General features: G+C 58.8%; 11 protein-coding genes. 1 reads left to right on the forward strand and 10 read right to left on the reverse strand.

The genetic code is table 11. The features are described from left to right. Nucleotides 1-736 precede the first annotated feature (736 nt). The 8 genes from M3A49_RS02335 to M3A49_RS02370 form a co-directional block, all read right to left on the reverse strand. Nucleotides 737-1045: an HNH endonuclease gene (locus M3A49_RS02335; protein ID WP_266227346.1), complete on the reverse strand. Its 309-nt coding sequence runs from the start codon at nucleotides 1043-1045 to the stop codon at nucleotides 737-739. 739 nt (nucleotides 1046-1784) lie between these two features. After that, complete coding sequence (locus M3A49_RS02340; protein ID WP_266227347.1) at nucleotides 1785-2462, reverse strand: hypothetical protein; 678 nt, start codon at nucleotides 2460-2462, stop codon at nucleotides 1785-1787. A 551-nt stretch (nucleotides 2463-3013) separates the two neighbouring features. After that, nucleotides 3014-3196 (reverse strand): hypothetical protein, encoded by a 183-nt coding sequence (locus M3A49_RS02345; RefSeq protein WP_266227348.1) that lies wholly within the window; start codon nucleotides 3194-3196, stop codon nucleotides 3014-3016. 2 nt (nucleotides 3197-3198) lie between these two features. Then, complete coding sequence (locus M3A49_RS02350; protein WP_266227349.1) at nucleotides 3199-3669, reverse strand: hypothetical protein; 471 nt, start codon at nucleotides 3667-3669, stop codon at nucleotides 3199-3201. A 56-nt stretch (nucleotides 3670-3725) separates the two neighbouring features. Continuing rightward, on the reverse strand, nucleotides 3726-5069 hold the full coding sequence (locus tag M3A49_RS02355; protein ID WP_266227350.1) for an HK97 family phage prohead protease: 1344 nt from the start codon (nucleotides 5067-5069) through the stop codon (nucleotides 3726-3728). Between the two features lie 1532 nt (nucleotides 5070-6601). Beyond that, the gene (locus tag M3A49_RS02360; protein WP_266227351.1) at nucleotides 6602-7069 is read right to left on the reverse strand and encodes a hypothetical protein; all 468 of its coding nucleotides are present in this window, start codon (nucleotides 7067-7069) and stop codon (nucleotides 6602-6604) included. 195 nt (nucleotides 7070-7264) lie between these two features. Beyond that, the gene (locus M3A49_RS02365) at nucleotides 7265-8857 is read right to left on the reverse strand and encodes an ABC-F family ATPase (RefSeq protein ID WP_266227352.1); all 1593 of its coding nucleotides are present in this window, start codon (nucleotides 8855-8857) and stop codon (nucleotides 7265-7267) included. A gap of 198 nt (nucleotides 8858-9055) precedes the next feature. Next, nucleotides 9056-9955, reverse strand: a complete 900-nt coding sequence (locus M3A49_RS02370; protein ID WP_266227353.1) for an NAD(P)-dependent oxidoreductase — start codon at nucleotides 9953-9955, stop codon at nucleotides 9056-9058. Nucleotides 9956-10143: 188 nt separating this feature from the next. Between M3A49_RS02370 and M3A49_RS02375 the strand changes: the two genes are divergently transcribed. Then, a complete protein-coding gene (locus tag M3A49_RS02375) occupies nucleotides 10144-10353 on the forward strand; it encodes a dodecin (RefSeq protein WP_254352722.1) in 210 nt (69 codons plus the stop codon). A 153-nt stretch (nucleotides 10354-10506) separates the two neighbouring features. Here the strand turns inward: M3A49_RS02375 and M3A49_RS02380 are convergent, their stop codons facing one another. Continuing rightward, complete coding sequence (locus tag M3A49_RS02380) at nucleotides 10507-11592, reverse strand: BMP family ABC transporter substrate-binding protein (protein WP_266227354.1); 1086 nt, start codon at nucleotides 11590-11592, stop codon at nucleotides 10507-10509. 106 nt (nucleotides 11593-11698) lie between these two features. After that, nucleotides 11699-12628, reverse strand: a complete 930-nt coding sequence (locus tag M3A49_RS02385) for an ABC transporter permease (protein ID WP_254352724.1) — start codon at nucleotides 12626-12628, stop codon at nucleotides 11699-11701. Nucleotides 12629-12663 lie beyond the last annotated feature (35 nt).

The raw sequence follows: 12663 nt of genomic DNA on the forward strand, positions 1-12663 counted from the left end.
GCACCTCGGGTGAGCGCCGGAAGTGCCGGGCGAAACTGGAGACTTGCAGCAGATAGGTCTTCTGGGTGTTGTCTGCAAGGTTGCGGATCTGCATGTCGTGCAGCATGCGTTGGCGCAGCGGAGTCATGACGAACCTCCTAGAAACAGTAGGTGGAATGCCCAACCGGGCGTCCACATACTGCTCCTGGCGACACCGCTCACCACCTCGCTGGGGCTCAGCGCCAGACAACCCTCCTCATGAAGCGTCAGCCATAGACCTGTGCCCACCTCCCCCTACCGCTTCAGCGGTTTAGTACAGGTACGCCTATGCTCAGCAATCTCCTCGTCTGTGAATTTCCTCTTGATAAACAGGTGAGGCCACATCTTGTAGTCCGGGTCCGCCACGAGCATACCCCGGCTTGCTGCATCCTTGATGAACGCCAGAGCGTCAAAATCCAACGTACCTCCTATGGTCGAAAAGTGGTGTTAAACACCAAAACTGACAGGCTGAAATCCTTGTCTGACGGGGCTTTCAGCGATTTTGCTATATTGATAGATACCATTCGATCGAACCGAGCAGATCAGACCTCAATGGACCACGTCTTGGTCAACCTATACGGACGCTCTTTCATGGTCGTATATGGATTGCATCTATAGAACCAATCAGCAGTATCCTTAGCTGCTCTACGACTATGGAACACAAGTGAGTTGAGCATAGGACTGTCACAACGTATCTTCCATCTAGTTACCTTGGTCATTACCAAGCACCGTCTACTGGCATACCATCAGGACCGAATGCACGTCTTACCTTATGACCTAAGTCTTGAGCGGTCTTAACCTTATGGCAATCAACGCATAGATACTGGAGGTTATCCATATCGTCTGTACCTCCATTCTCCAGTGCTTTAATGTGGTCTACTTCACCTGAAACAGTAGCAATACCGCACTTGCGACAACAGTAACCGTCACGCTCCTTAACACTAAGGTTGCGACGCTGTAGCGCCCTACCTTTAAGACGTTGGTGAGCGTTACCGCTAGCTCTATGGTTGGTGTATCGAGTGGTCAATGTGTAGTACTCCGATGTTTATAAGATGCGGGTCTATGGGGTTGACAGATGGACCGAGGGGCGGGTATGTCAAATTGCGGAGACCATTTGGCCGGTATCCGACAGGTTCCTCGTGTTTTATTGCTAAGTCCATAAAAACGTCAGAAACGCGCCTTAGCTCCTAAATCCGGCCGATATGGGCCATTCCTCAGCGTTGTGAGCGCGCGCGTGAGGCTAGGAGCCTCCGCAAGCCTAGTTAGCCACCTTCCCCTTGCCTAGGGTGCGCCATCGGCTCCTTGGTACAAACCGAGAGGCAAAATGAATGCTTTGGTAACCCATAGGCCCCGCCCATTCCTCACCATACCGACCCGTGCCATCTCAGCCGGGGTCTTGCAACGCCTGTTGGCCGGTTGATACGTACCATCCTGCTTACGCTCCCCAAAGCTCCCCGTGCGGTGTGCATCGAAGCCCCGCGAGGAGCGGAATCGCTCCCCACAGGACGGACACACGTTGTTATCGTTGGACTGGCGCACTGCTAAAGCCCTCGATACGCTTAAGCAGACCAGAGATAACCTCTTGCTCATATCGGTCCGCCTCCTCCGGGTTATCCTTAGCGAGCTTTTGGATAGACCGGTTAATGTCATACGCCGCAATGCTGGCCTTACGCATAGCCTCACCCAACTCGAACAGCTTACTTTTAATTCCTTTCATTCGTTATCCTATACGTTTATGATAGTGAGTGAAACGCCCGCCGTAGCGCTTAGCCCCGATTTGTTAGAGGCCCCACTAGCTCAGCAAGAGCGACCTCCCGGTTTGCTCTCTCCGAAGGGCTAAGCTCGTTCGGATTTTGCTTCATTAGAGCTAGGGATGCGGTCCGCTCAGCTACGAATCGTGTACGGCTCACAAGCCAGTCCTCAACGGGTAGCGACACCCTGTACTCGATCTTGGGGTTAGTGGAGATAGGAACAATAGTAATCTCGCTAAGTAGCTTCCCCTCTGTGTACATGAGGATATGCTCCCTAGGAATCTCCGCCTCTATCACTACCGGCTCAACGGCCCCGCCGCGACCATCAGGAAACGCGTGGTAACACGCAATGTCTCTATTCAGACTCCAGCACATACCCGTAGCCGCGCTCTGCCCTGCGGGTATCCCACGCGTTCCCCGGTACGCCTTAACGGTAAGTCCAATGCTGGCCGACACAGGAAACGCCGCATATCGGAACATCTCGCAAACAGTAGGGATACCGCCCGCCACTGCTATCACCAGGTCATGCCGCCTAATCCAGAAGTCCCGCAGCAAATACCGGAACGCTACTTGCGAAGCTTTTACGCGGTACATCTCAAGGAGAAGACTAGCAACCTCCTCATTCGATAGCCGGTTTGTAAGCGCGTAGAGGCTTGCGAAGTCGCCCGCCAGGGATCGGCCTAGGTATGCCATCGCCTCAGGGTTGATATTAGCTTGGCCCCACTCAATGATCCGCTTAGTGCGGGTACGCTTTCTGTTACTTATAGTAGTTCTCCTTATTTAATTTGCCAAATCAGTACACCCCGTAAATGAGAGTCCCCGTAATAGGATTTGGATAGCTAAGACCGGAGGTACTGGAGTACGACCAATACACTCCGTTAGCGTCAATCGTGATAATTGGTGGAGGGGTCTGGTTGGAGATATGCTTAAACATGAAATCCGGTTGGAATGACCAAAACGGCGTACCGTCCGCCATGCTAGCGAGCGCTTGGCCAGGCCCTTTACCATCAATACGCGCGACGCCCTTAATCCGCCCGCAACGCGTAGTCCCGTCTAACATGAGTTGGCCCACTGCATTCCAAACCTGCAACCCGGCGGCCATTAGCGAGCACGCCCCATCATTTCCCGCACCCGCTTAGACAGGTCGCGCCGGGAATGCTCCCGGTCGCGCCGCTGCTGGTATTTCCCGATCTCTCCCCGTGGCGTAAATAGTTGGGAGCGGCGGGTAGCCACCTTAGGGATACTCACTCAACCTCCGCGCCCTGCAACTGCATCCCGATTAGGCGGAGTTGGGCCATTGCCTTGATTTGGTCGTTGCGAGCAATAACGAGGCGCGCCAGTGCGTTATCCCGGTCCGCCTCCGCGATCAACTCCGTAAGGCTATGTTCGTCCTTACCGGCGAGGATGCCCTCGAAATCAAATTCCATTCTCACAGCTTGTACTCCGCTTTGAGCCGGTTAATCTCCGCCCGTGCTACCTCTGCGGCCTTGACTGTGGAAAGCTCGGCATTGAGGGGGCGGGCTGCCTCGGCGGCTACGTTGAATGCATGCTGAGCTTGTTCAACCTCGTGCATTTCAGCCATGCCCCCGAAGTAGCGCCGCTGCATCAATTCCCAATGTTTCGCCGCTGCCCCGCCCTTGGCCATAGCCTCCGAAACGAGCGGCTCAAGCTCCGCCACCGTGCGCAATCCCTCCGCCTTAGCTACGATTCCCTCATGACTCGCAATTTTCATGCGTGCGTTTTTAATGTGCAGTTCCCTCACCTCCTCAGGCGGCAACACACGCCCATTTGCATCCGTTACTGGAACATGGAAAACGAGCCGACCACCCGCCGCCATTAGTTCTTCAATGGTCTTAGGGGATGCGGGCTTGGTAAGCTTCTTTGCAATGTAGTTAAACATATTAGTATTCCTGATTAGTTTAGGCCGCGCTCCGGCGGCCCTAGGTTTAGTTGGAGTTAGATAGAAACCGCTACGGGGTTGGTCATGACCGCGTAGTCAAAGTATTTCGTTACCTTGAGGCCCACGCCGTTTTGCTGGAACAAGTGGTATACCTGCGCCTCCTCCGTACCCGGTGCGCTGCTCATCGTGATATCCGCCTCAGTGCTACGGTCGATGGCGCGCGGGCCGTCATATACAGCAACACGCTTTGCGTCAACCAACAGGAGCGTGCCGAATGGCATAGCCAGCGCGGGCAAGACCGGCAATTGGTAGTAGCGCCCGCCGTTAGGCCCAACCTCATTCTCTTGAGCGCTGCGCAGCGTAGCAAGGTACTCCGGATTTCCGATCCAACACGCCGTACGGCTATCGCCCGTAAACGCCTGGAACGCCGCATTAACGGTCGTCTTGGGTGTACCGGCCAGTGTGAGCAACTCGCCCGTAACAATCTCGTCCATGCCGTTGTTAGCGGCGTTCTCAAGGTTCGTATCCAGATAGCCCATAACCTCGTCAGTACCAAGCGCAACAAGCTCAGAATTGACTATCGTAATGAGGCCCACTTTGCGGAACGCCTCAAGCTTTACCTCCGTACTCGGAGCTTGCGCCGGGACGGGCGCGCCTTCCGCGACTTCCGGTGCAACAAGATTAGCCGGTTGCGTCAATGCTCGGACATTGGGAGGCAACTGCGGTGCGCCAAGATCGATAAGCTGAGCGATCACGCTACGCGTAACAACCGGTTGCAGCATCGTAACGCCCGACTGTTGCGACGGATAGAAAAGGTCCGGAGTGTTACCCGTAGTGGCCGGAGCAACGGCGGACTTAATCGCAGCCTCCATAGGCGACATAGCGAGGGCTTTACGGACTTGGTTGAGGCCAGCTTGATTCATATTGTTTCCTTGCGAGAAATTGAGAGATTTGTACGAGGTGATACGTGCGTCAGGATTGGCCGGTACGGCAACGAGGCTAAGCTCGTGTACGTCCGCCTTGCTAAACCGTGTACCGCCGTTAGGTAGCTTTTCCGACTTGCTAGGGCGGAAACCGATAGAGACGCCCTTGATAACGCCGCTCTTGACGCTATGCCAGGCCTCATCGGTCCTCTTCTTAACCGCGCCCTCCTCGTCTACCTTAGCGATACGCGCACGAAACGGGAGGCCCCTAGCAGTAGGCGTACCAAAGGCCACGGTACCGACAGGTTGAGCGTGGTCATGACCAAGTAACAACGGCACTTCTTTTTGAAACGTAAGTCCCATCGGGTCCACAATGTCATTTACACGGTCAACCGTGGGAGTGCTTGCGATACCCTCAATCTCTCGCTTCTCCTCTGAGATCGTCTTGACTACGATCTTTGAAAACAATTTTTCCATCTATTTCCTTATGATTAGAATTACTAATATAACTACACATAGGTTGCGGCTTTAGTGTCTACCGGCTAGCCCGTAAGGCACAAAGGCGGGCCGCCTACGTTGTACGCGTTAATCCTCTTTGATACTGCCTAGAAACTGTACGTGTTCGCTATCGAGAGGGTTAGGCTTAGCGGGTTCGGGAAAGCGGAACGCGTATGTAGCCTCGCCAATCTTGACGTGGTAGCGCATTGGTTGCGGGTCCGGTTTGCGCTTGCGTGTTAGCTTCTTGAGTAGCCGCCTCATTGCTTGGCCGTACGCGGGCTACTCTCTACGGCCTCGTTCATTGTGAGTTGCTCGGCATGCTCACGCAGAATCGCGCTAACTGTGGTTTCGCGGTCTACCGCGAGGTAACGCAACGCTTTATATGTATCAGCGTCAACACGTACAGCAACTACCTTGCTTGAACAAGGATTTCTCTCGGTCATAATAAATACTCCTATTTGTTTTCTTGACGAATGTTTACAGCAAAGAAACGACAACAGACCTCAGGGGCCTATTACCGTTTGGGATGATTGGTACTGCGGAGGGACTTCTCCTAGTGTGAGTGGCAACAATTGAGTTGCTCTCTCCTAGTCTATGCACCAACTTTCGTACGGTTGGCTTCTCCTAGTGTCCCGACCAACATTTGGGCGAGTGGGTCTCTCCTAGTGGGTCACCCAACATTTGACGCAACCAAAAGAAAACCCGGAGGGCCTATGCTGGCTTAGCTCCGGGTCTCTCCTAGTGTGCCCCCCAACATTTAGCCGGGTGAGTCTCTCCTAGTGGGTTGACCAACTTTGTAAACAGACGCTTACACGGCCCACGGGCCAACACCAATGCGCGTACCAGACGGTAGCGCAGAGGCCATAAGGCGCGCTGCGCCCTCGTGCTCGTTAGCGCAATGCCGAGCCGCTACCGTGACACGGGAGACTCCCCGGCTTTGTTTCGTGGCCGCTAGCGTCCCCTGAAACCCGTAATGCGTGAGCGTTGCCAATACTAGGCGGTGCGCCTTGTGTGCATTCATACCGGGGACGTCGATGTACAGCAGTTGCATGGTCTACCTCGTTAAGTGCGTAACCGTTGGATTTGTTCGCTAGGCAACTGCTCCCTGCGTGCTTCGCATGTTAAACGTAAAGATGACTATGTTTAATAGCCAGAGTCAGACAGAAAAGTTATGAAAATATTCGTCGTTATGACTATGAATATTCCGCGAGGGCCGCTAGAATGGGGACGGATTAAACGTACAGAGGGTTACGAAAATGCCTAGAGGTAGACCACAGAAAGCCCCGGCCCGCTCATTGAACGTCCGGGTAGAGGTGTCTGATTTAGATAAGCTCGCCCTACTCCAGACGATCACGGGGACGCCTACGGCGGAGGTAGTACGGGATGCGCTCAAGAGCTATATCAAGGCGCACGAGGGCAAGCTAAGGGAGGCTGGCGAGAAGTTGGCGAGCGGGAGCTATTGGGACAAGGAATAGCCGACCCGCCGTGCTTGGGGTTTGCCCCGCAAAACGTTACCAGTTACGCGCCATGCTCGGTGCGGTTGTCGGCTTCTGCGGTTCAACCGGGAATTCGCTCTTGCACCCGGTACAGCGGTACTTTCCGCTATATGTTCGGTTGGTTTGGAGGATGTGGATTTGCTTCAAACCGAAGCAGCTAGGGCAAGCGTAGTGCTCCGGTTCGCCTTTGAAGCGATACACGACCGCGCCCCCTGGTGTTTTCGACAACTCGTATTGCGCGGCCTTTGTCTGCCACGCCTCGACCTCTGCGAGTTGCGCCTTGAGATTTTTGTTTGCTTCCTGCAAGGAATACATTTCCTCGCGCATGTCGAACAGCGTGTCTTGCACGTCCCCTAGCTTGGCTTGCGCTTCATACACGCGGGCCTTTGCTTCCGCATCGATCTTGGCATCGATCAAGCCACCTACAAGCTCCCTAGCTGCCTTTATACCTTGCCAAGCGCCGGTAATCGCTGCGATGTCCAAGATTGCCTCCAAGTTGTAGTTGGGCGGCAATATTTTAGCTCGTGCCAATAGGCACAGGTGGAGCAAAGGTAACCCGGGGAACCACGGAGGGATTGGGAGTTGTACCCACCGGGACAACCAGTGGGTACAATCGGGTACATCAGGAATGGGTACAACAGTGGCGATTCATTTCGCGCTTCGATCAGCGATCGAAACTCATTGCAGTCCCTGGCTGGCCAGGAAGTCTTCGTAGTTGCCGCTGTAGTCCTTGACCGTGCCATCGGATTTCACCTCGATGATGCGGTTGGCGAGGCCGTTCACGAACTCGCGGTCGTGCGACACGAAAATGAGCGTGCCTTCGAACTTTTCGAGCGCGATCTGCAGCGACTCGATCGACTCCATGTCCATGTGGTTCGTGGGCTCGTCCATGAGCAGCACGTTGTGGCGGCCGAGCATCAGCTTGCCCCAGATCATGCGGCCCTTCTCGCCGCCCGACAGCACCTTGACCGACTTCCTGATGTCGTCCGCATTGAAGAGCAGACGGCCCAGCGTGCCGCGCACCGACTGCTCGTCGTCGCCTTCCTGGCGGTACTGGTCGATCCAGTCCATCAGCGTGACGTCGGCCGGGAACTCTTCGTACGTGTCCTGCGGCATGTAGCCCACGTTCGCGTTCTCCGCCCACTTCACCGAGCCGTTATCGACGGCCAGGTTGCCGAGCAGCGAGCGCAGCAGCGTGGTCTTGCCCGCGCCGTTCTCGCCGATGATCGCGATGCGCTCGCCCGGCTGCACGCTGATGCTGAGCTTGTTGAAGATGCGGCGCTCGTACGTCTTCGTGATCTCTTCCGCGACCACGACGATGTTGTGCAGCTTCTTCTCGAACTCGAAGCGGATGAACGGGTTCTGGCGCGACGAGGGCTTGAATTCCTCGATCTTGATCTTGTCGATCATCTTCAGACGGCTGGTGGCCTGGCGCGCCTTCGACTTGTTCGCCGAGAAGCGGCGCACGAAGTCCTGCAGATCGGCCACGCGCTCCTTCGCCTTGGCGTTGGCGTTGGCCTGACGCTCGCGCGCCTGCGCCGAAGCGAGCATGTAGTCGTCGTAGTTGCCCGGGTAGATCTTCAGCGTGCCGTAGTCCATGTCCGCCATGTGCGTGCAGACCTGGTTCAGGAAGTGTCGATCGTGGGAGATGATGATCATGGTCGAGTTGTACTCGTTCAGAACATCTTCCAGCCAGCGGATCGAGTTGATGTCGAGGTTGTTGGTCGGTTCGTCGAGCAGCAGCACGTCCGGCTTCGAGAACAGCGCCTGCGCGAGTAGCACGCGCAGCTTCCAGCCCGGCGCCACGCCGCTCATCGGCCCATTGTGGAAATCCGTGCCGATGCCGATGCCGAGCAGCAGTTCGCCCGCGCGCGCTTCGGCCGTGTAGCCGTCGTACTCGGCGAACTTCGCTTCGAGTTCGGCGGCATGCATGTAGTCGTCGTCGGTGGCGTCGGGGTTCGCGTAGATCGCGTCGCGCTCGGTCATCGCGGCCCACATTTCGGTATGGCCCATCATGACGACGTCGAGCACGCGCACGTCTTCGTACGCGAACTGGTCCTGGCGCAGCTTGCCCAGACGCACATTCGGCTCGAGCATGACGTTGCCCGAACTCTGCTCGAGATCCCCACCGAGGATCTTCATGAACGTGGATTTGCCGCAACCGTTCGCGCCGATCAGGCCATAGCGGTTGCCTTCGCCGAATTTGACCGAGATGTTCTCGAACAAGGGCTTCGGCCCGAATTGCATGGTGATGTTGGCGGTAGAGAGCACAGCGCGTCCCGGTAAGTAGATCGACGAAAAACCTGTAATTTTAGCAGGTTATGCCACTTCGCGCGCGAGTTCCAGCCGCGCGGACAGCTCTGCTGCGCGCAGCATGACACGGCAAGAAGTGAGCAATGTGAAGGCCGCCATGCACGCCGGTTACAACGGGGCCGCATCGCCTGCGAGACCTTCGCGTGGCCGATCCGCTCAGGCTTCGCCGGTGCGCGGCGTCTGCAGGACGTCGATGAAACCCGAAAAATCGGCCTGCGCGAGGCCCATGGCTGCCCCCAGACGCAGCAATTGCTGGACCGTGCCCGAGACGGGCATGGGCGTACCGGTCTGGGCGGCCGCTGCGGCGATCGTGTCCACGTCTTTCTGAAACGTCTTGAGCGCGCCGATGGATTCGAGCCCGTCTTGCGTCATGCGCGGCACGAACGTGCGCAGCAACGTCGAATCGGCCCAGCCGCCCGCGAGCGCTTCGGGCAGCTTGGCCGCGTCGATGCCGCTGCGCCGCGCGAGGCTCACCGCTTCGGCAATCGCGGCGACGGTGGCCGTGACGATGGCCTGGTTGCACAGCTTGGTGGTCTGGCCCGCGCCCACGCCACCCATATGGGTCACGCGCGCCGCGTAGGCGCCGAGGATCGGCGCAACGGCTTCCACGTCCGCCGCTATGCCGCCCGCCATGATCGCCAGTGTGCCGTTCTGCGCGCCCGCCACGCCGCCCGAAACCGGCGCGTCGACCCAGCCCACGCCGAATGCCGCCGCGCGCTCTGCGAGCCTGCGCGTCGCGTCGGGAGGAATGCTCGAATGATCGACGATGCGGCGCACGCGCACGCTCGCGCCGGGCGCACCGGCCAGGAGCCCGTGCTCGCCGAACACCACCTGCTCGACCGCCGCCGCATCGGCGACGCACAGCAACACCACGTCCGCCTCGCGCGCCAACTCGCCGGGCGTCGCGGCCACCTGCGCGCCGTCGGCGATCAGCGCCTCGGCCTTCGCCGGCGTGCGGTTCCACACGCGCACCGCGTGCCCGGCGTGCAGCAAATGACGGATCATCGGCGCGCCCATCAGCCCCGGTCCGCAAAAACCCAATACCTGCCCGTCCATCTCGTTCGTCTCCTGCCGGTCGCCGTTGCGCTTTCACGCCTGCAAACGGGCACGTCGAATGCCCGTTTTCGCGAGAGGCGCCATGATAACCGGCGCCGGGCTTCTCTCATCTTTGCCCTTGCGCCCCGGTCCGTTACCTATACTCGATTGACGCGCCGACGCCGCGCGACCCACGAGGAGACACTGTGATGAACGACCACGTCTACAAGCAGATCGAACTTACCGGCTCGTCCAAGGAGTCCAGCGACGACGCCATTCGTTGCGCCATCGCGCGGGCATCGAAGACGCTGCGCCACCTGCACTGGTTCGAGGTCGTGGAAACGCGCGGCCTGATCGAAAACGATCAGGTCTCGCACTGGCAGGTCACGATCAAGGTCGGTATACGCATCGACGACTGACGCGACGCTGCGTTGCGTTGGTGGCGAGAAAGTCAAACGGCTGCGCGCGCCTCGCAGGCTACACGCAGCCGTTTCACGTGCGGACGTCGAAATCGTACGAAGAATGCATTCGCACCCGCGCCGCGTAAGGCGGCGCGAGCGCCCGACTCATGCTTATTTTGGCAGCGAGCCGTCCACGCCTTCGACGTACCAGTTCAGGCGTTGCAGTTCCGGGTCGGTCAGCGTCTTGCCGGCCGCAATCTTGACTGCGCCCGTCTGATCCTTGATCGGGCCCGAGAAGACGTCCCACTTGCCGCTCGCGATCTGTTCGCGCTTCGCGGCGACGGCCTTTTGCGCGTCGGCCGAAAGCTCGGACGTGTTGACGTCGCCGAGATCGACGGCCTTTTGCGGAATGCCCCACCACACGGGGTCGTTCTTCCACTTGCCATCGAGCACCTGCTGGATCGCCGCGACGTAGTACACGCCCCAGTTCGCCTCGACCGAGCCCAGGTGCGCGTGCGGGCCGAACTTCTTCATGTTCGAATCCCAGCCGAACGCGTGGACTTTCTTCTCTTCGGCGGTGGCAAGCGTGGCGCTCGAATCGGTGTTTTGCAGCAGCACGTCGGCGCCCTGGCCGATCAGCGTTTCGGCGGCCTGCTTCTCCTTGCCCGGATCGAACCAGCTGTTGATCCAGATGACCTTGGTGTGCACCTTCGGATTCACCGAGCGCGCGCCGAGCGTGTACGCGTTAATGTTGCGCACGACCTCGGGAATCGGCACGGAGGCGACGAAACCGAGTGTGTTGGTCTTCGTCGCGTAACCCGCCGCGACGCCCGCGAGATAGGCGCCCTGATACATGCGCACGTCATAGGTGCCGAAGTTCGGCGCCTTCTTGTAGCCCGTTGCGTGCAGGAACACGGTGTCCGGGAAATCCTTTGCCACCTTGAGCTGGAAGTCCTGATAACCGAAGCTCGTGCCGAAGATGATCTTGTTGCCCTTGTTCGCGAGATCGCGGAACACGCGCTCCGAATCCGCCGATTCCGGCACGTTTTCCACGCGCGTGATCTTGATCTTGTTGCCGAACTTCTGCTCGGCGACTTTCGAGCCCTGATCGTGCGCGAAGGTCCAGCCGGCATCGCCCGGATTGCCGAGGTAGACGAACGCGACGCCCGGCGCATCGGCGGCGTGGGCCGCAGGCGCGAGGGCCGCCGCGCCGCACGTGGCGGCAACGGCGAAAGCGGTCAGGATGGTTTTTTTCATCGTGGTTCTCCTGTCGTGGATTGGGAACGGCGAGCGTTCAAGGCGTGTTGGTTAGCATTCCGGATAATTGGACCCACGTGGGCGGCCCCCGCCTAGGCGGCCCCACCTAGGCGGCCCCAAAGAACGGCTTGCCGAGCGAAGCCGGCGCGTTCAGGCGGATCGTGTTCGGGTTGCGCGAAATGAGCACGAGCACGACGATCGTCGCGACATACGGCAACATGGCCAGGAACTGCGTGGGCACCGGCACGCCCACGGCCTGCGCGTAGAACTGCGCGCCCGTGACCGCGCCAAAGAGCAGCGCGCCGATCAATAGGCGGCCCGGGCGCCACGTCGCGAACACGACCAGGGCGAGCGCGATCCAGCCACGCCCCGCCGTGATCTGCTCCTGCCACAAATGCAGTTGCACCACGGAGTAGTAGCTGCCCGCGAGGCCTGCCATTGCGCCGCCGAAGGCCGTTGCGCCATAGCGCACGCCGATCACGGGAAAGCCCACCGAATGCGCGACCTGCGGCGACTCGCCCACCGAGCGCAGCACGAGCCCGGCGCGCGTGCGATAGAGGAACCAGCCGACCACGGCGAACATGATGAACGCGAGGTAGTCGACAGGCGTGAGGCTAAAGAACGCCTGCCCGACCACGGGTAGTTGCGAGAGCCCCGGAATCGGCCAGGCGGCGATGGTCGCCGACGTGGCGGCCGAGGTATACGGCTTGCCGACATACGCCGAGAGCCCGACGCCGAAGATCGTGAGCGAGAGGCCCGTTGCGACCTGGTTGGCCAGCATCGTGAGCACGAGAAAGCCGAACAGCAAGGCCATGACGATTCCTGCGGCCATGCCCGCAACGAGGCCGACCCAGGGACTGCCAGTTATGGTCGTGACCGCGTAGCCCGTGACGGCGCCCATCAGCATCATGCCTTCGACGCCGAGGTTGAGCACGCCCGACTTCTCCGTGACGAGTTCGCCCACGCCCGCGAACAGCAGCGGAATGGCGGCGGTGACGGCGCTCGAGGCGAGCGAGCTGGCTTGCTGGATATCCATGTCGTGTGGCCCGTTTGATTGTTCTGGATTGCGCT

Source organism: Paraburkholderia sp. CNPSo 3076 (assembly GCF_026343935.1).
GTDB classification, from domain to species: Bacteria; Pseudomonadota; Gammaproteobacteria; order Burkholderiales; family Burkholderiaceae; genus Paraburkholderia; species Paraburkholderia nodosa.